Raw genomic sequence first — 17,434 nt, 5'->3', positions numbered from 1 at the left:
GTTTTATGTGGGTACTGTGGAGACTGTGTGGAGATGCAGCACCACCTGCACTCCACCCGGCACATTACCGATCTGCAACGCACCGCCGTGCAGCTTCATCACTTCTTCAACGAAGTTCAAACCCAGGCCCGTGCTCTTGCGCCCACTGGCCGGACGCGGCAATGAATAGAACCGCTCACTCAAACGCGGCAAGGCATAGTCGGGAATCGGCGCGGCCTGGTTGAACAGGCTCACCTGCACATCGTTGTGCTGGCGGCTCGCACTGAAGCGCAACGTGCCACCCGGCGGGGTGAAATCCAACGCGTTATCCAGCAAGTTGCCCAGCGCCTGACGCAACAGGAACGGCTCGCCAAACACGTTCACATCCGCCGCAATCGCTTGCTCGACGTGTAACCCAGCGCCTTCGATGCGCGCACATTGGGCATTGAGCACATCGCTCACCAGGGCCGCCAGCGGGATGCTCACCTGCTCTTCCAGGCCCTGGCGTTGTTCGACCTGCGCCAGGTTCAACAGGCGTTCGATCAACTGCTGCAAGCGCGCGCTTTCGCTGTCGATATTGCCGACAAAACGCTGCTGTTGTTCGCGAGTCATGTCGCCCTGCAACAGCTCCGCAGCGCCGCGAATGGCCGCCAGCGGGCTTTTCAGTTCGTGGGTCAGGGTGTGTACGTAATGTTCGACGTAGGCTTTGCCTTCCAGCTGTGTGCGCATGTGCTCCACAGCAGTGGATAGTTGCTTGAGTTCGCCGCCCCGGTAGTGCGGCAGCTCGGCGCGGCGGCCCTCGCTGACGGCTTCGGCATAGGCGGTCAGACGGCGCAGGGCGGCGCTCACCCACCACGACAACAGCGCGCCGAGCAGCAACCCGAGGATGACCAGCCCGGCGCCGTACCAAAGCAGGCGCCGCTCGGTACGGTCGACATAGGGCTGCAACGAGCTGTTGGGCTTGGCCACGGTGACCACGCCGATGATCTGGCCGTTATCGCGGATCGGCGCGCCCACGTGCATCACCGACGAGGTGGCGTCCTCCGGGTTACTGCGGGTGGAACGCGCGCCGTATTCGCCGCGCAGGGTCAGGTAAACGTCGTTCCACTTCGAATAGTCCTGGCCCACCGCCACGCCGCTGGAGTCGAGCAACACGGTGCCGTTGGCGTCGGTGACGTAAATTCGATGGTTAACCTGGTTTTTCGGTAGCCCCCAGATGGTCGCGCCCGGCTGACGATTGCCGTAAGCCTTGAGCAGCGCGGGCCAGTGGCTCTGGCCGAGGGTGCCGTTTTTGACGTCATCGCGCAGGATCTCGGCCAGCAGGTTGGCGGTGTCCACCAGGGTTTCTTCGGTGGACTGGCGCACGCCGGGGCGGATTTCCTTCATCACGGTGCTGAGCACGAAATAGCCGGTCAGGCCGATAAACAGCGCGTACACCAGGAACATCCGCAGCCCCAGGCGCATCAGCTGTGGCTCGGGCTGTAGCTGTAGCCGAGGCCGCGGTGGGTCTGGATCGGTTCGGCTTGGGCGGCAATGCCGCGCAATTTGCTGCGCAGGCTTTTGATATGGCTGTCGATGTTGCGCTCGTAGCCGGCATCGGCAGGCACGCCCACGGCGTCGAGCAACTGTTCGCGGCTGAACACCCGCTCCGGTTGTTCCAACAGGCTTTGCAGCAGACGAAACTCATGGCGCGTCAGGCTCAAGGGCTGGCCGCGATAGGCGATCTGCATGCGCTCCAGATCCACCTGAAACAGCGCCGGCGCCACACCGGGGCCGACGCGTTTGAGGATCGCCTTGACCCGCGCCGCCACTTCCCTTGGGCTGAACGGCTTGACCACGTAATCGTCGGCGCCGATCTCCAGCCCCACGACCCGGTCGATCTCACCGTCGCGGGCACTGAGGAACATCACCGGCACTTCGCTGAAGCGGCGCAATTGCTTGCAGGTTTCAAAACCACTGATGTCCGGCAGGCCGATGTCGAGGATGATCAGGTCGGCCGGGGTCTTGCGCTGATGCTCCAGCGCCGCCTGGCCCAGGCTCAGCCAAGTGGTGCCGAAGCCCTCGCCTTGCAGGGCGAATATCAGCGTGTCGGCAATCGCCGCTTCGTCTTCGACAATCAGGATGTGGGGCATGGCAGTCCGTCAGCAGTCCGGTTTGTCGGCAGTGTACCGACGGGCCGGGTTCACCGCAGCGCCGAATTCACGCAGGGCCTTGGCACCGATCAGCAACGGGTAATTGAAGCTGCTGCGGTCGGTGAGGTTGACCTCGACGGTACGCTTGACGTTGCCCAGGCACATCTCCAGATCGATCACTGGGCGCTTGGCCACGCTGGCTTCATCTTTTTCGTCGTCTTCGTCGGCGCGGCTCTTGATCTTGCTGATGCGCGAGACTTTGTGTTCGAAGACCTTATCGGACGCGTCCTTGCCGCCCAGGCGGAAACGTACCCAGTCGTCGCCATCGCGGGTGAAGGTTTCGATGTCGCGGGCCGACAGCGAGGCAGTCAGCGCGCCGGTGTCCATCTTGGCCTTGAAGGTTTCGCCGATCTCCGGCAACTGGATGTATTCGTAGCGACCGTAGAGGGTCGGTTCGGCGGCCATGACCGGCAGGGCAACCAGGGCGAGGGAGGCAAGGAGCAGTTTCACGAAGTGATTCCTCGGAAAAGAAGTAGGCGGATTCTAGACCGCATAAGCGCTACTTAGTTAGATCACCCGGCGTTTTGTGATTTGGCCTCTAGACTCAAGCTGCTTATCATGGCCCGCCCACACAATTCCAAGAGTTGCTTATGCGCCGCCTGCTCACCGGCTGTTTGGTTACATTGCTGCTGTTACTCAATACGCTGGTCCTGATCGGACCGCTGATGGTGTTCGCCCTGCTCAAGCTGGTGGCGCCTGGCCGCTCTCGGGACTACATGTCCTGGGCGGTGATGTGGATCGCCGAGACCTGGGCCGAGATCGACAAACTGATCTTCGCCCTGTGCATTCCGACCCAGTGGGATATCCGCGGCGGCGATGAGCTGCGCCGCGACACGTCGTACCTGGTCATCAGCAACCATCAATCGTGGGTGGATATTCCCGCGCTGATCCAGGCCCTCAACCGGCGCACGCCGTTCTTCAAGTTCTTCCTGAAAAAAGAGCTGATCTGGGTGCCCTTCCTCGGCCTGGCCTGGTGGGCGCTGGATTACCCGTTCATGAAGCGCTACACCAAAGCCTTCCTGGCCAAACACCCGGAATTGGCGGGCCAGGATTTAAAGATCACCAAACAGGCGTGCGAGCTGTTCAAGCGCCAGCCGGTGACAGTGGTCAATTACCTGGAAGGCACGCGCTTCAGCCAGGCCAAACATGCGCAGCAGGCTTCACCGTTCAAGCGGCTGCTCAAGCCCAAGGCGGGCGGTGTGGCGTTTGTGCTGGCGGCAATGGGCGAACAGCTGGATGCGATTCTCGACGTGACCGTGGTGTACCCGTCGCAGAAGATCCCGGGGTTCTGGGACTTGATCAGCGGCGCGGTGCCGAAGGTGATCATCGATATCCAGACCCGCGAGCTGGACCCGGCGTTGTGGCAGGGGGATTACGAGAACGATCCGGCCTTTCGCCAGACCGTCCAGAGCTGGGTGAACCAGCTCTGGGAGGAAAAAGACGCGCGCATCGAGCACCTGCGCGCGCAGGGATAATCAGCTGCCGGTGCCCCAGGCTTGAGCCAGCTTGCCCAGCACCGAACTGTTGGCGCCCTGGCTGCCCAGAAATTGCAGAATCACCGGGGCAAACTGGCCGACCATGCCACTGTCCATGCCCAAGGCGCTGAAGGCGGTGTTGAGGTCGTTGGTGTTTTTTACATTGCCGAGCAGGCCGTCCAGGCCGCTGGTCTTGCTGCCGCCGGTCTGGCCAAGCATGCCGCTCAAGGCTCCAAGGCTGCCGAGGGCATTGTTGCCCGACAACTGGTCAAGCCCTGGCACGCTCTGGCCCAACTGCGAATAATCTTTGCCGCTCAACTGATTGCGCGCCAGGCCGAGCATGGCGCCGGTGCCGCCGATGGCTTGCTCCGGGGTAACGTTCAACTGCGAGGTCAGGGTGCTCAGCAGGTCGGCCGTCTGGGACGACGGTGCGGCAGCAGCGGCTTTGTTGTTACCACCCTGCATACCCGCAATGGCATTGGCCGCGTCGCCCAGGCTGAAGCCTGCGGCCAGTGCGGGCCCGGCGGCCAGCGTCATCAGGCAGGACAGGGCGAAACCGCGTGAAATCTTCATGGATACAACCTCAGGATGTAGGGGCGAAAGCAGGGTTTTGACTGGGTAACCGGTCGGTTGTTCCGAGCCAGGGAGGAACCGATCCGGCCTAAACGAGTCCATGAACTGACTACAAAATTTGTCAGGAAGAGACTTATGACTGCGATCCAACCCCAAGTGATTGAGCACAAGCCTCCATTCTGGAGCCGCCCTCGCCTGTTCCTCGGTGCCTGTGTCGTGGTGGTTGCCGGTATCGGCGGCGCGATCTACACCCAGGACAGCGTCAAATCCGCCGCCACCCTGGTGACCACCACCCAGCAGCCGGCCGCGCAGATCATGGCGCACAAAGACTACCTGGAAGTGCAACCCATCGCCGCTGCCGCCGCAGAGCCGGACAAGAGCCTGGAATTGTGGGCGATTCCCAAAGACGGCACGCCGATCTCCCTGGGCCTGTTGCCGGAGGACGGCAAAGGCATTATCGGCCTGAACCCACGCCAGCAAGCGTCCATCAGCAAACCGGTGGAGTTGATGGTGAGTTCGGAAACCAAAGGCGGCTCGGTGAGCAAACAGCCGACCGGGCCCACTGTCTATCAGGGCGCACTGGCCAACCGCTGATATCCCAATACCACAACCCAATGTGGGAAGGGGCTCGCCCCCGATGGCGTCGATTCAGTCACCTATTTACTGACTGAATCAATACCACCGGGGGCAAGCCCCCTCCCACATTTGGCCCTTCGTGTGCCTGGGTTTACGCCGCGCTGAACAACTTGTGCGGATCAATCACAAACTTCTTCGGCACGCCCGCATCGAACTCGCCGTAGCCCCGTGGTGCGTCGTCCAGGCTGATCACCTGCACGCCGACGATCTCGGCGATGTTGATGCGGTCCCACATGATCGCCTGCATCAGCTGGCGGTTGTACTTCATCACCGGGGTCTGGCCGGTGTGGAAGCTGTGGGATTTGGCCCAACCCAGGCCGAAACGGATGCTCAGGCTGCCCATTTTCGCGGCGGCGTCGACGGCACCCGGATCTTCGGTGACGTACAGTCCTGGGATACCGATCTTGCCCGCTACGCGCACTACACCCATCAACGAGTTGAGTACGGTGGCCGGGGCCTCTGCCTTGACGCCATCGTGGCCATGGCCGCGCGCTTCAAAGCCCACGCAGTCGACCGCGCAGTCCACTTCCGGCTCGCCCAGCAACGCGGCGATCTGTTCGTGCAGCGGCGTATCGGTGGACAGGTCTACTACTTCAAAACCCTGGGCCTTGGCGTGGGCCAGGCGGATGGAGTTGACGTCACCGACGATCACCACTGCCGCACCCAGCAGACGCGCCGACGCAGCAGCGGCCAGGCCGACCGGGCCGGCCCCAGCGATGTACACGGTGCTGCCTGGGCCAACGCCCGCCGTCACCGCGCCGTGGTAGCCCGTCGGCAGAATGTCGGAGAGGCAGGTCAGGTCGCGGATTTTCTCCATGGCCTTGTCGCGGTCCGGCAGTTTGAGCAGGTTGAAGTCGGCATACGGCACCAGCACGTACTCGGCCTGGCCGCCGGTCCAGTCGCCCATGTCGACGTAGCCATAGGCACCACCGGCACGGGCCGGGTTGACGGTCAGGCACACGCCGGTGTGTTGCTCTTTGCAGGAACGGCAGCGCCCGCAAGCCACGTTGAAGGGGACGGAAACCAAGTCGCCGATTTTCAGGTTTTCGACGTCGCTGCCCTTCTCGATCACTTCACCGGTGATTTCGTGACCGAGCACCAGGCCGGTCTGGGCAGTGGTACGGCCGCGCACCATGTGTTGGTCGGAGCCGCAGATATTGGTGGAGACCACGCGCAGGATGACGCCGTGCTCGATCTTCCTGCCACGGGGGTCCTGCATTTTGGGATAGTCGATTTTCTGTACTTCGACCTTGCCGTTGCCGAGATACACGACACCACGATTACCAGACATGCTTTCACCTCGCTGTTGTTTTTATGGAACTGCGTTGCCGTCAAATGGGCAGCGCGTTAAGTGCTCGGGTACAGATGCTGTTGCTTGTGTTGTTTGTCAGGGCCTCATCGGGGGCAAGCCCCCTCCCACATTTTGATTTGTGCACGCATTCAACTGTGGGAGGGGGCTTGCCCCCGATAGCGGCAGTCATAGCACCACTGTCCTATTGGCATTCAAGAACACCCGCCGCTCAATGTGATACCCAACCGCCCGGGCCAATGTCAGCCCTTCGATATCGCGCCCCTTGGCAATCAAATCCTCGGGATAGTGGCTGTGATCCACCACCTCCACGCCCTGGGCGATGATCGGGCCTTCGTCCAGGTCGTTGTTGATGTAATGCGCAGTGGCGCCCACCAGTTTCACGCCCTTGTTGTACGCCTGGTGATACGGCTTGGCGCCCTTGAACCCCGGCAGCAATGAGTGGTGAATGTTGATGGCCTTGCCATCGAGCTTGCGGCACAGCTCCGGCGACAGCACTTGCATATAGCGCGCAAGAATCACCAGTTCGGCACCGGTGTCTTCCACCACTTGCCACACCTGACGCTCCTGGGACGGTTTGTCGTTGGGGTCGAGGGGGAAATGGTAGTAGGGAATCTGATGCCAGTCGGCCAATGGCTTGAGATCGGGGTGGTTTGATACCACCGCCACCACGTCCATCGACAATTGGCCGATACGCTGGCGGTACAGCAGATCGTTCAGGCAGTGATCGGCCTTGGACACCATGATCACCACTTTTGGCCGGTAGTTCGGTGCCGTCAGCTCGAAGATCATGCCAAACGCCTCGCCCCGCGCAGCCAGCCCATCGCGAAAGGCTTGCTCGTCGAACCCGTCAGGCTGGCGGAATTCCACGCGAATGAAAAACCGGCCCGAGAGGCGGTCATCGAACGAATGGTGCTCGGTGACGTAGCAGCCCTGCTCGAACAGGTAGCGGGTGACCGCGTCCACCGTGCCGAGCACGCTGGGGCAGTCGGCGGTCAAAATCCATGTATCGGGTGCGCGGCTCATGGGTTATTCCTCAGGCTTGGACACTCAGGCCGAATTCCGCCGAGGCATCCTGCAACCACAGCCACCAGTAATCCGAGAAGCTGCGACGGATCACCAGCTCCCAGGTGTCTTCGGCGGTATGGCGGATCACCAGTTGCGACTTGGCGAACACCGTGCCTACCGCTTTGCCCACTGGGAAATTATTGGGGTGCACGTCGTAGCTGGTGGATTTCATCAGCACATCGCGCACGTTCGGGCCGCTGAGTTCGAGGATCTGCTGGCCGCCGCTGACGTTGACCACCTGAATATGCAGGTCGCCCAGCGCGGCACGCAGGTTCTGCTCTGCGGCGAATTCCTCACCGCTCGGCACCACCAACAGCCACTCATCCGGGCCGAGCCATTGCAGGCTGGTTTCGCCTTTGACGATAACTTGCAGGGCGCCGGGCAATTCGATGCCCAGGGCCTTGTGCACACCGGCGGCGAACGCGGCATCGTGACCATCGCCACGAATGGTCAGGTGGCCGAGCAGTTTCTTTTCGCGCACGGTCACACCGGCGTTCTTGCGGCCCTTACCGACCAGGCTGGCGAGGTCGGCATGGTGCAGCGACGACTCGGCCTTGGCGCCGGTAGTGGGGCGTTGTTGGTACACATTGGCTGCTGTCATAAAGCACCTGTTCTGAATTCTGTTGTGTGGCTACTGGCGTCATCGGGAGTAAGCCCCCTCCCACATTTGGAATGCATTCCCCTGTGGGAGGGGGCTTGCTCCCGATGGCCGCGACTCGGTCTATCAAATGTTCTGGCGATCCCCTTTCGGGTCGAAGAACACCGAAGACACAATCTCAGCCTCGATCACGCTGCCATCGGCCTGGGGCGAGAACACCCGTTCGCCGATGCGCTTCAAGCCGCCTTTCACCACGCCCATGGCAAACGAATAGCCCAGGGAGTTGTGCGCGTAGCTGGAGGTGACGTGACCAACCATCTTCATCGGGATCGACTGCTTCGGATCGAGCACCAGTTGCGCGCCCTCCGGCAGCCACACCTTAGGATCAATCGGCTTGAGGCCCACCAGTTGCTTGCGCTCTTCGCGCACGCAGTCTTCACGGTTCATGCCGCGCCAGCCGATCCACGAGAACGGTTTGGTACGACCGACGCACCAGCCCATGTTGAGGTCGTCCGGGGTCATCGAGCCGTCGGTATCCTGGCCGACGATGATGAAGCCCTTCTCGGCCCGCAGTACGTGCATGGTTTCGGTGCCGTACGGAGTCAGGTTGTACTTCTTGCCGGCGGCGACAATCTGTTCCAGCACGCCCATGGCGTAGTCGGCCTGCACGTTGACTTCGTACGACAGCTCACCGGTAAACGAAATGCGGAACACCCGCGCCGGCACACCGCCCACCAAACCTTCTTTCCAGGTCATGAACGGGAAACCGTCCTTGTCCAGGTCGATGTCGGTGACTTCCGCCAGCAGCTTGCGGCTGTTGGGGCCGGACAGGGTCATGGTCGCCCAGTGGTCGGTGACCGAGGTGAAGTACACCTTGAGGTCCGGCCATTCGGTTTGCTGATAGATTTCCAGCCACTGCAGCACGCGGGCGGCGCCGCCGGTGGTGGTGGTCATCAGGAAGTGGTTGTCGGCCAGGCACGCGGTCACACCGTCGTCGAAGACCATGCCGTCTTCCTTACACATCAGGCCGTAGCGCGCCTTGCCCACGTCGAGCTTGGTCCAGGCGTTGGTGTAGATGCGGTTGAGGAACTCACGGGCGTCCGGGCCCTGGATGTCGATCTTGCCGAGGGTGGACGCATCCAACAGGCCGACGCTGTCGCGCACGGCCAGGCATTCGCGTTTCACCGCGGCGTGCAGGTCTTCACCGTTGCGCGGGAAGTACCAAGGACGTTTCCACTGGCCGACGTCTTCGAACTCGGCGCCATTCTTGACGTGCCACGCGTGCAGCGCGGTGTAGCGCACGGGTTCGAAGATATGCCCACAGTGCCGGCCCGCTACGGCGCCGAACGTGACCGGCGTGTAGTTGGGACGGAACATGGTGGTGCCCATCTGCGGGATGGTCACGTTCAGCGAGCGCGCAGCGATAGCCAGGCCGTTAACGTTGCCCAACTTGCCCTGGTCGGTGCCGAAGCCCAGCGCGGTGTAGCGCTTGACGTGCTCGACCGACTCGAAGCCTTCGCGGGTGGCCAGTTCGATGGCGGCAGCGGTAACGTCGTTCTGCAGGTCGACGAATTGCTTCGGCGCCCGTGCGGTCGCTTTGTCGTGCGGCACCTGGTAGATCGCCAGGGTGGGTTCTTCCAGACGGCTCAGGGCCTTTGGCAGAGTGCCTTCAACCGGCGCGAAACCGGCTTCGCTGGCGGCGCGCACGCCTCCTTCAAAACCATCGGCCAGGGAATCGCCGAGGCCGTAGACGCCGTTGATACCACCGACGCACACGCGTTTCTGCGGCGCCTCGCCGGGGACGAAACCAAGAATGTCTTCACGCCAGATCGGCTTGCCGCCCAGGTGCGAAGCCAGGTGAACCACCGGGCTGTAGCCGCCGGAGCTGGCTACCAGGTCGCAGTCCAGCCACTCGCCGGGGCTGGTGACTTTATGGGCCTTGACGTCAATCGCGGCGACACGCGCAGCGGTCACGCGCTTGGTGCCACGGGCTTCGACCACGGCGCTGCCGGTGAGGATGCGGATACCTTTGGCGCGGGCTTCTTCCACCAGTGCACCGCGTGGGTTGTGGCGCACATCGGCGACGGCTACCACGGCCAGGCCGGCGTCGAACCAGTCCAAGGCCACGCGGTAGGCGTGATCGTTGTTGGTCGACAGCACCAATTTTTTACCCGGTGCCACGCCGTAACGGCGCACATATGTGGAGACCGCACCGGCCAGCATGTTGCCCGGCACGTCGTTGTTGCCGTACACCAACGGACGCTCGCAGGCGCCGGTGGCCAACACCACGCGTTTGGCACGCACACGGTGAATGCGCTGGCGCACCACGCCGATCGGCGCACGGTCGCCGAGGTGATCGGTGAGGCGCTCGTGAATGGTCAGGAAGTTATGGTCGTGGTAGCCGTTGACCGTGGCGCGGGGCAGCAGCACCACGTCCGGCAGGCTTTTCAATTCGGCGATCACACTGGCGACCCACTCGCTGGCGGGCTTGCCGTCCAGGCTTTCGCGGGAGTCGAGCAACGAACCACCGAACTCTTCCTGCTCATCGGCGAGGATCACGCGGGCGCCGCTACGCGCAGCCGCCAGCGCCGCCGCCAGCCCGGCAGGGCCTGCGCCCACCACCAGCACGTCACAGTGACGGTTGAAGTTGTCGTAGGTGTCCGGATCGTTCTCGGTCGGCGAGCGGCCCAGGCCGGCGGCCTTGCGGATGTACTTCTCGTAGGTCATCCAGAACGATTGCGGGTACATGAAGGTTTTGTAGTAGAAACCCGGCGGCATCAGCTTGCCGCCGACCTTGCCGAGAATGCCCATCATGTCGTTGTTGACGCTCGGCCAGCCGTTGGTGCTGGTGGCGACCAAACCTTGATACAGCGCCTGTTGTGTGGCGCGTACGTTAGGAATCTGGGTGGCTTCGGTGGCGCCGATCTGCAGCACTGCGTTCGGCTCTTCGGCACCGGCGGCAAAGATGCCGCGAGGGCGCGAGTACTTGAAGCTGCGGCCAATGATATCGACGCCGTTGGCCAGCAACGCGGCGGCCAGGGTGTCGCCTTCAAAGCCCTTGTAGGTCTGGCCGTTGAAGCTGAAGGTCAGGACCTTGTTACGGTCGATCCGGCCACCGTTGGACAGGCGATTGATCTGGCTCATACCTTCTCTCCAGAAGCCTTGGCGGTGAATTGCGGCTTCTCGCCAATCTTGTAGGTTTCAAGAATTTCGTAGGTCACGGTGTCGCGGGTCGCGTTGAAATACTGGCGGCACCCGGCGGCGTGAATCCACAACTCGTGGTGCAGGCCACGGGGGTTGTCGCGGAAGAACATGTAGTCGCCCCACTGCTCGTCGGTGCAGGCGTTCGGGTCCAGCGGGCGCGGGATGTGCGCTTGGCCGGACGCGTGGAATTCCTCTTCGGAGCGCAGTTCGCCACAGTGAGGACAGAAGATATGCAACATAGGGAATTTCTCCTGTTAGTGGGCGACGGCGGCAGCGCCGTGTTCGTCGATCAACGCACCGTTGTGGAAACGGTCGATGGAAAAAGGTGCCGCCAATGGGTGCATTTCACCCTTGGCGAGGCTGGCGGCAAACACGTTGCCTGAGCCCGGCGTGGCCTTGAAGCCACCGGTGCCCCAACCGCAGTTGAAGAACATGTTCGGCACCGGGGTCTTGGAGATGATCGGGCACGCATCCGGGGTGGTGTCGACGATGCCGCCCCACTGGCGGTTCATGCGTACGCGCGACAGCACTGGGAACATCTCGACGATGGCCTGGATGGTGTGCTCGATCACCGGGTACGAACCGCGCTGGCCGTAGCCGTTGTAACCGTCGATACCGGCACCGATCACCAAGTCGCCCTTGTCGGACTGGCTGATGTAACCGTGTACGGCGTTGGACATGATCACGCTGTCGATAATTGGCTTGATCGGCTCCGACACCAGCGCTTGCAGCGGGTGGGATTCGACTGGCAGGCGGAAACCGGCGAGCGAAGCCATGTGGCCGGAGTTACCGGCAGTGACCACACCAACGCGCTTGGCGCCGATAAAGCCCTTGTTGGTTTCCACACCGATGCACACGCCATTTTCCTTGCGGAAGCCGATCACTTCGGTTTGCTGGATCAAGTCCACACCGAGGGCGTCGGCGGCGCGGGCGAAGCCCCAGGCCACGGCATCGTGACGGGCCACGCCGCCACGCCGTTGCACGGTGGCGCCGAGCACTGGGTAGCGGGTGTTTTTCGAGCAGTCCAGGTACGGAATCTCGTCGGCTACTTGCTTGGCATTCAGCAGTTCGCCATCCACGCCATTGAGGCGGTTGGCGCTGACGCGACGCTCGGAGTCACGGATGTCCTGCAGGGTGTGGCACAGGTTGTAGACGCCACGCTGGGAGAACATCACGTTGTAGTTCAGGTCCTGGGACAGACCTTCCCACAGTTTCATCGCGTGTTCGTACAGGTGCGCCGACTCGTCCCACAGGTAGTTGGAACGCACGATGGTGGTGTTGCGCGCGGTGTTACCGCCGCCCAGCCAGCCTTTCTCGACCACGGCCACGTTGGTGATGCCATGCTCCTTGGCCAAGTAGTAAGCGGTCGCCAGACCATGCCCGCCGCCGCCGACGATGACCACGTCGTACACCTTTTTAGGGGTCGGCGTGCGCCACATCTTCTGCCAGTTTTCGTGATGGCTGAGTGAGTGCTTGAAGAGGCCGAAGCCCGAGTAGCGTTGCATAGTCATTACTCCAATACCGCGCTCAGCGATAAACCGGGAAATCAGCGCACAGGGCAGACACGTGCTTGGCCACGTTAGCCTCGACATCGGCGTCGCCGAGGTTGTCGAGGATGTCGCAGATCCAGCCAGCCAACTCGATGCACTGCGGCACTTTGAAACCACGCGTGGTCACCGCCGGGGTGCCAATGCGCAGGCCCGAGGTCACGAACGGCGACTGCGGGTCATTCGGCACGGCGTTCTTGTTGACGGTGATATGGGCGCGACCGAGGGCGGCATCCGCCTCTTTGCCGGTCAGGCCCTGACGGATCAGGCTGACCAGGAACAGGTGGTTATCGGTGCCGCCGGACACTACATCGTAGCCGCGTTTGATAAACACGCTGGCCATGGCCTGGGCGTTATCGATCACCTGTTGCTGGTAAGCCTTGAAACCCGGCTCCAGCGCTTCCTTGAAGCACACCGCCTTGCCGGCGATCACATGCATCAGCGGGCCGCCCTGGGCGCCAGGGAACACGGCGGCGTTGAGCTTCTTCTCGATCTCTTCGTTGGCCTTGGCCAGGATCAAGCCGCCACGCGGACCGCGCAGGGTTTTGTGAGTCGTGGTGGTGACCACATCGGCGTAAGGCAGCGGGTTCGGGTACAGACCGGCGGCAACCAGGCCGGCGACGTGGGCCATATCGACGAACAGCAGCGCGCCCACCTTGTCGGCGATCTGACGGAAACGGGGGAAATCCAGAGTCTTGGAGTAGGCGGAGAAACCGGCCACCACCATCTTCGGCTTGTGCTCCACCGCCAGGCGCTCGACTTCGTCGTAGTCGATCAGGCCGGTGTCGGTGTTGATGCCGTATTGCACCGCGTTGTACAGCTTGCCCGAGGACGACACTTTAGCGCCGTGGGTCAGGTGACCGCCGTGGGCCAGGCTCATGCCGAGGATGGTGTCGCCGGCATTGATCAGCGCCAGGTACACCGCGCTGTTGGCGGACGAACCGGAGTGCGGCTGCACGTTGGCGTAATCGGCGCCGAACAGTTGCTTGGCGCGCTCGATGGCCAGGGCCTCGACTTTATCCACATGCTCGCAGCCACCGTAGTAGCGCTTGCCTGGGTAGCCTTCGGCGTATTTGTTGGTGAGGCCGCTGCCTTGGGCTTCCATCACCCGCTTGCTGGTGTAGTTCTCTGACGCGATCAGCTCGATATGATCTTCCTGGCGCTGCTCCTCGGCATTCATCGCCGCCAGCAGTGCGTCGTCATATCCCTGAATCTGGTCTTGTTTGCTGAACATCGCGTCTCTCCCAGCCTTTCGTATTGTTAAGGCCCTCGCAGGGCCCTTTGATGCGATGGTAGGGCTGGCGTAGACAGGTCAAATGCCTGCGCACGCCACGCAAAGGTGCGTTTACGACATTACCGAATCAACACCAAATAAATGTGGGAGGGGTTAAGCAATGATGTGGCGCAGGAGTAACAGCAGGAGGAAGTGCATGGGATACAGGGCGTAGGCCCAGCGGCGCATTGCTGGCGGCGAGGTGCTGTGGGCATGTCGCAATAAGACCAACCCCGCCCATGGCGCAATCAGGCACGCGACCAGCCCCAACAGCGCCACCGGCGTGCCGCTATTGAGCAGGATCTGCCATTGATTGGCGGCCACGCAGACCAACCCTGGCAACACACTGAAATACCAAGGCCGGCGAAATACCAGCAACATCGCCAGGGGCAGCAATACACCCAACAATCCGAACATTAAGTGCGCTGAAAATACCGCCGCTATCGTGACCGCGATTAACGCCAATCCTCGATCAATAAACGTCTTCTGCTGCCATCCTCGGGCAACCAGCAGGCCCAGCGCGAGGGTCGGCAACACGTTCAACGTATCGGCATCCTCGATAAACAAGCGATACGGTACTTCGCTGATTACGCTGAACAGCAGCAACCAGCCCAGGTAGCGCCATTGACCCGTTACCGGGGCGTTGCGAACCCGGTGCAGGTTCGCCGCAATCGCCAGGCAAAACCACGGGAACGCCAGCCGCCCCGGCACGTACAGGCCGTCCAGGCTCAAACCGACATAACGCAGGTGATCCAGCACCATACTGAGCAGCGCCAGCCACTTGAGCAGGTCCAGAGCGCCGTCTCGGACGGGTCCGACAGGCAAGGTGTGAGCGCTGTGCATAATTCCCCAGTGACTTTGCATTTACAGTGCGTGCGCACGCCCAACAATCTTGGTTACAGTGCGCACCAATATCGACCACAGGAACGGGCCATGACCGACAAGAGCCAACAATTCGCCAGTGACAACTATTCGGGCATCTGCCCGGAAGCCTGGGCCGCCATGGAACAAGCCAACCACGGCCATCAGCGCGCCTACGGCGACGATGAATGGACCCACCGCGCCGCCGACGGTTTCCGCAACCTGTTCGAAACCGACTGCGAAGTGTTTTTCGCCTTCAACGGCACCGCGGCCAACTCCCTGGCGCTGTCGTCTCTGTGCCAGAGCTACCATAGCGTGATTTGCTCGGAAACCGCCCACGTCGAAACCGACGAATGCGGCGCGCCGGAGTTTTTCTCCAACGGCTCCAAGCTGCTCATCGCCCGCACCGAAAACGGCAAACTGACCCCAGAGTCGATCCGCGAGATCGCCCTCAAGCGCCAGGACATCCACTACCCCAAACCCCGCGTAGTCACCCTGACCCAAGCCACCGAAGTCGGTAGCGTGTACACCCCCGAGGAAATCCGCGCCATCAGCGCCACCTGCAAAGAGCTGGGCCTGAACCTGCACATGGACGGCGCGCGCTTCTCCAACGCCTGTGCGTTCCTTGGCTGCTCGCCGGCCGACCTGACCTGGAAAGCCGGGGTGGACGTGCTGTGCTTTGGCGGCACCAAAAACGGCATGGCCGTGGGCGAGGCGATCCTGTTCTTCAACCACAAGCTGGCCGAAGACTTCGACTATCGCTGCAAACAGGCCGGCCAACTGGCCTCGAAGATGCGCTTCCTCTCCGCACCTTGGGTAGGCCTGCTGGAAAACGACGCCTGGCTCAAGCACGCCCGCCACGCCAACCACTGCGCGCAGTTGCTGAGCAGCCTGGTGGCGGATATTCCCGGCGTGGAGCTGATGTTCCCGGTGCAGGCCAACGGCGTGTTCCTGCAACTGTCGGAACCGGCCATCGCCGCGCTGACAGCCAAGGGCTGGCGCTTCTACACCTTCATCGGCAAAGGTGGGGCGCGCTTCATGTGCGCGTGGGATACCGAAGAAGAACGCGTAAGGGAACTGGCCGCGGATATCCGCGAAGTGATGAACGCCTGAGACGGGCGAATAGTGGCGCTGTGCCGAGACTGTTATTTGTTATTTCCGACAGCAACGCAGCGAGCTTTCATTGACTAGCCTCTTGGAACCCGCAAGGAAATCGCCGCTGCAGCGGCTGCCCTCGCGGGTACTACCACCCGCCGAACAATCGGCTGGAAACGGAAATCCAGAAGAGGTTTTTAATCATGGAATATCAAAGCACCGGCAATACCCTAAAAAGCGACGGCACTGTCACCACCACCGTTATCGACTGGGACGAGTTCAGAAAAACCGCCCAAATCGGCGACACTATCCGCGAGCCGTCGAGGACGCTGCGGATCTATGACAAAGTCTATGAATTGACAGCTTCAGGCCAGCACTTCGTCGTACACATCTACGCTCAATAACCGTTAACCTTCGCGCATTCCCACGCACTGCGTGGGGATGCCGGGGCTGCGAGCTGGCTGGCCAGGCACGTTCATTCGAGCGATCAGTACTCGATACGCACATCGCCCTTCGGCACACTGCAGCACGACAGGATGTAGCCTTCGGCTTCATCATCCTCGGTGATCCCACCGTTGTGCTCCATCTCCACTTCCCCACCCAGCTTCAGCACCTTGCACGTGCCGCAGATGCCCATGCCGCAGGCTTTGGGGATCATCAGGCCAAGCTTGGCGGCGGCGGCGTGTACGGTTTCGCCTGGCGCCACGCGGATGCTCTTGCCCGAGGTAATGAACTCCACCTGGTGCAGGTCCGCCAGGTCGACTTCCGGCGCGTCGGCGGCTTGTTCGGCTTGCTCCACCGCATCGGCGCGAGCTTCGGGCGGCGTGGCGCCGAAGGATTCCTCGTGGTAGCGCGTCATGTCGAAACCGGCGGCTTCCAGCAGGCGCTTCACGGCGGTCATGTAGGGCGTTGGGCCGCAGCAGAACACTTCGCGCTCCAGGAAGTCGGGCACCATCAGTTCGAGCATCTTGTGGTTCAGGTAACCGCGGTAACCGGCCCAGGGTTCGCCCAGGCCGTGCTTTTCGCAGATCAGGTGCAGGCTGAAGTTATCGATCCGCGACGCCATGTGCTCCAGCTCGCGGTGGTAGATGATGTCTTTAGGCGAGCGGGCACTGTGGACAAAGGTCATGTCGACATTGGCATTGGTGTCGTAGAACCAGCGCGCCATCGACATCACTGGCGTAATCCCCACGCCGCCGCTGAGGTACAGCACTTTCGGACTGGGGAAGTCGATGGCGTTGAACAGCCCCACCGGTCCGTGCACCGCCAGCTCCTGGCCTTCATGCAAAGTGTCGTGCAACCAGTTGGACACCTTGCCGCCAGGCACGCGCTTGATGGTCACCGAGAAGCTGTAGGGCACCGATGGCGAGCTGGAAATGGTGTAGGAGCGCATGATCGGCTGCCCGTCGATTTCCAGCTCCAGAGTCACGAATTGCCCTGGTTTGAAAAAGAACAGGATCGGCTGGTCGGCCATAAAGCAAAAGGTGCGCACATCCCAGGTTTCCTGGATGACTTTGACGCAACGGACGATGTGCCGACCATTGGCCCAGGTCTGGGTGGTTACCGGATTCAGGAAATTATTGGACATGTTGTTCTCCACCGCCGAGGTCGGCCTTATGGTGGC

At 61.8% G+C, this 17,434-nt stretch carries 17 protein-coding genes; 4 read left to right on the top strand and 13 right to left on the bottom strand.

Going from position 1 to position 17,434, the window contains the following annotated elements:
* Positions 1-3: 3 nt before the first annotated feature.
* Genes creC through ABX75_RS19595 form a run of 3 tightly spaced genes read right to left on the bottom strand, consistent with a single transcriptional unit; the run spans position 4 to position 2,621 of the window.
* Positions 4-1,443 carry a two-component system sensor histidine kinase CreC gene (gene creC, locus ABX75_RS19605; RefSeq protein WP_034101134.1) on the bottom strand — a complete coding sequence of 480 codons (1,440 nt, stop codon included), beginning with the start codon at positions 1,441-1,443 and terminating at the stop codon, positions 4-6.
* Complete coding sequence (creB, locus tag ABX75_RS19600) at positions 1,443-2,111, bottom strand: two-component system response regulator CreB (protein ID WP_034101136.1); 669 nt, start codon at positions 2,109-2,111, stop codon at positions 1,443-1,445. The genes creC and creB overlap by 1 nt, the downstream gene beginning before the upstream one ends.
* Positions 2,112-2,120: 9 nt before the next feature.
* Entirely contained in the window at positions 2,121-2,621 is a 501-nt protein-coding gene (locus ABX75_RS19595) for an ATP-dependent zinc protease (protein ID WP_034101138.1), read from the bottom strand.
* A 140-nt stretch (positions 2,622-2,761) separates the two neighbouring features.
* Here ABX75_RS19595 and ABX75_RS19590 point away from each other — a divergent pair, with 140 nt between their 5' ends.
* The gene (locus tag ABX75_RS19590; RefSeq protein WP_034101141.1) at positions 2,762-3,646 is read left to right on the top strand and encodes an acyltransferase; all 885 of its coding nucleotides are present in this window, start codon (positions 2,762-2,764) and stop codon (positions 3,644-3,646) included.
* Here ABX75_RS19590 and ABX75_RS19585 read toward each other — a convergent pair whose 3' ends face one another.
* Complete coding sequence (locus tag ABX75_RS19585; protein WP_034101142.1) at positions 3,647-4,219, bottom strand: DUF2780 domain-containing protein; 573 nt, start codon at positions 4,217-4,219, stop codon at positions 3,647-3,649.
* 135 nt (positions 4,220-4,354) lie between these two features.
* Between ABX75_RS19585 and ABX75_RS19580 the strand changes: the two genes are divergently transcribed.
* Entirely contained in the window at positions 4,355-4,813 is a 459-nt protein-coding gene (locus ABX75_RS19580) for an anti-sigma factor domain-containing protein (RefSeq protein WP_034115305.1), read from the top strand.
* A gap of 133 nt (positions 4,814-4,946) precedes the next feature.
* Here the strand turns inward: ABX75_RS19580 and fdhA are convergent, their stop codons facing one another.
* From fdhA to ABX75_RS19540, 8 genes are all read right to left on the bottom strand, one after another.
* Positions 4,947-6,146, bottom strand: a complete 1,200-nt coding sequence (gene fdhA, locus ABX75_RS19575; RefSeq protein ID WP_017530750.1) for a formaldehyde dehydrogenase, glutathione-independent — start codon at positions 6,144-6,146, stop codon at positions 4,947-4,949.
* A gap of 186 nt (positions 6,147-6,332) precedes the next feature.
* Positions 6,333-7,190 carry a formyltetrahydrofolate deformylase gene (gene purU / locus ABX75_RS19570; protein WP_034101145.1) on the bottom strand — a complete coding sequence of 286 codons (858 nt, stop codon included), beginning with the start codon at positions 7,188-7,190 and terminating at the stop codon, positions 6,333-6,335.
* 10 nt (positions 7,191-7,200) lie between these two features.
* Positions 7,201-7,833 carry a sarcosine oxidase subunit gamma gene (locus tag ABX75_RS19565; RefSeq protein WP_024077781.1) on the bottom strand — a complete coding sequence of 211 codons (633 nt, stop codon included), beginning with the start codon at positions 7,831-7,833 and terminating at the stop codon, positions 7,201-7,203.
* A gap of 123 nt (positions 7,834-7,956) precedes the next feature.
* On the bottom strand, positions 7,957-10,974 hold the full coding sequence (locus tag ABX75_RS19560) for a sarcosine oxidase subunit alpha (RefSeq protein ID WP_034101146.1): 3,018 nt from the start codon (positions 10,972-10,974) through the stop codon (positions 7,957-7,959).
* Positions 10,971-11,273: a sarcosine oxidase subunit delta gene (locus tag ABX75_RS19555; RefSeq protein WP_003194855.1), complete on the bottom strand. Its 303-nt coding sequence runs from the start codon at positions 11,271-11,273 to the stop codon at positions 10,971-10,973. Before ABX75_RS19555 ends, ABX75_RS19560 begins: the two co-directional genes overlap by 4 nt.
* A 15-nt stretch (positions 11,274-11,288) precedes the next feature.
* Entirely contained in the window at positions 11,289-12,539 is a 1,251-nt protein-coding gene (locus tag ABX75_RS19550) for a sarcosine oxidase subunit beta (RefSeq protein ID WP_047882492.1), read from the bottom strand.
* A 22-nt stretch (positions 12,540-12,561) separates the two neighbouring features.
* Positions 12,562-13,815, bottom strand: coding sequence for a serine hydroxymethyltransferase (gene glyA / locus ABX75_RS19545; RefSeq protein WP_034101149.1), 1,254 nt, complete (start codon positions 13,813-13,815; stop codon positions 12,562-12,564).
* Between the two features lie 153 nt (positions 13,816-13,968).
* The gene (locus ABX75_RS19540; RefSeq protein WP_034101151.1) at positions 13,969-14,697 is read right to left on the bottom strand and encodes a TraX family protein; all 729 of its coding nucleotides are present in this window, start codon (positions 14,695-14,697) and stop codon (positions 13,969-13,971) included.
* A 90-nt stretch (positions 14,698-14,787) separates the two neighbouring features.
* On the opposite strand from ABX75_RS19540, the gene ABX75_RS19535 reads away from it, so the two are divergent.
* On the top strand, positions 14,788-15,828 hold the full coding sequence (locus tag ABX75_RS19535; protein WP_034101152.1) for a low specificity L-threonine aldolase: 1,041 nt from the start codon (positions 14,788-14,790) through the stop codon (positions 15,826-15,828).
* A gap of 185 nt (positions 15,829-16,013) precedes the next feature.
* Positions 16,014-16,214 (top strand): hypothetical protein, encoded by a 201-nt coding sequence (locus tag ABX75_RS19530; protein ID WP_034101153.1) that lies wholly within the window; start codon positions 16,014-16,016, stop codon positions 16,212-16,214.
* Positions 16,215-16,297: 83 nt separating this feature from the next.
* Here the strand turns inward: ABX75_RS19530 and gbcB are convergent, their stop codons facing one another.
* Positions 16,298-17,398, bottom strand: a complete 1,101-nt coding sequence (gene gbcB, locus ABX75_RS19525; RefSeq protein ID WP_034115310.1) for a glycine-betaine demethylase subunit GbcB — start codon at positions 17,396-17,398, stop codon at positions 16,298-16,300.
* Between the last annotated feature and the right edge of the window lie 36 nt (positions 17,399-17,434).

The organism is Pseudomonas sp. ARP3, from assembly GCF_001029595.1.
Lineage (GTDB): Bacteria > Pseudomonadota > Gammaproteobacteria > Pseudomonadales > Pseudomonadaceae > Aquipseudomonas > Aquipseudomonas rhodesiae.
The sequence above is the reverse complement of the archived record's forward strand: the minus strand, read 5'-3'. Positions and strand labels throughout refer to the sequence as shown.

Coding starts and splice junctions, on each gene's coding strand:
- creC (WP_034101134.1), bottom strand. CDS start 1,443: ATGCGCCTGGGGCTGCGGATGTTCCTGGTGTACGCGCTGTTTATCGGC.
- creB (WP_034101136.1), bottom strand. CDS start 2,111: ATGCCCCACATCCTGATTGTCGAAGACGAAGCGGCGATTGCCGACACG.
- ABX75_RS19590 (WP_034101141.1), top strand. CDS start 2,762: ATGCGCCGCCTGCTCACCGGCTGTTTGGTTACATTGCTGCTGTTACTC.
- ABX75_RS19585 (WP_034101142.1), bottom strand. CDS start 4,219: ATGAAGATTTCACGCGGTTTCGCCCTGTCCTGCCTGATGACGCTGGCC.
- ABX75_RS19580 (WP_034115305.1), top strand. CDS start 4,355: ATGACTGCGATCCAACCCCAAGTGATTGAGCACAAGCCTCCATTCTGG.
- fdhA (WP_017530750.1), bottom strand. CDS start 6,146: ATGTCTGGTAATCGTGGTGTCGTGTATCTCGGCAACGGCAAGGTCGAA.
- purU (WP_034101145.1), bottom strand. CDS start 7,190: ATGAGCCGCGCACCCGATACATGGATTTTGACCGCCGACTGCCCCAGC.
- ABX75_RS19565 (WP_024077781.1), bottom strand. CDS start 7,833: ATGACAGCAGCCAATGTGTACCAACAACGCCCCACTACCGGCGCCAAG.
- ABX75_RS19560 (WP_034101146.1), bottom strand. CDS start 10,974: ATGAGCCAGATCAATCGCCTGTCCAACGGTGGCCGGATCGACCGTAAC.
- ABX75_RS19555 (WP_003194855.1), bottom strand. CDS start 11,273: ATGTTGCATATCTTCTGTCCTCACTGTGGCGAACTGCGCTCCGAAGAG.
- ABX75_RS19550 (WP_047882492.1), bottom strand. CDS start 12,539: ATGCAACGCTACTCGGGCTTCGGCCTCTTCAAGCACTCACTCAGCCAT.
- glyA (WP_034101149.1), bottom strand. CDS start 13,815: ATGTTCAGCAAACAAGACCAGATTCAGGGATATGACGACGCACTGCTG.
- ABX75_RS19540 (WP_034101151.1), bottom strand. CDS start 14,697: ATGCACAGCGCTCACACCTTGCCTGTCGGACCCGTCCGAGACGGCGCT.
- ABX75_RS19535 (WP_034101152.1), top strand. CDS start 14,788: ATGACCGACAAGAGCCAACAATTCGCCAGTGACAACTATTCGGGCATC.
- ABX75_RS19530 (WP_034101153.1), top strand. CDS start 16,014: ATGGAATATCAAAGCACCGGCAATACCCTAAAAAGCGACGGCACTGTC.
- gbcB (WP_034115310.1), bottom strand. CDS start 17,398: ATGTCCAATAATTTCCTGAATCCGGTAACCACCCAGACCTGGGCCAAT.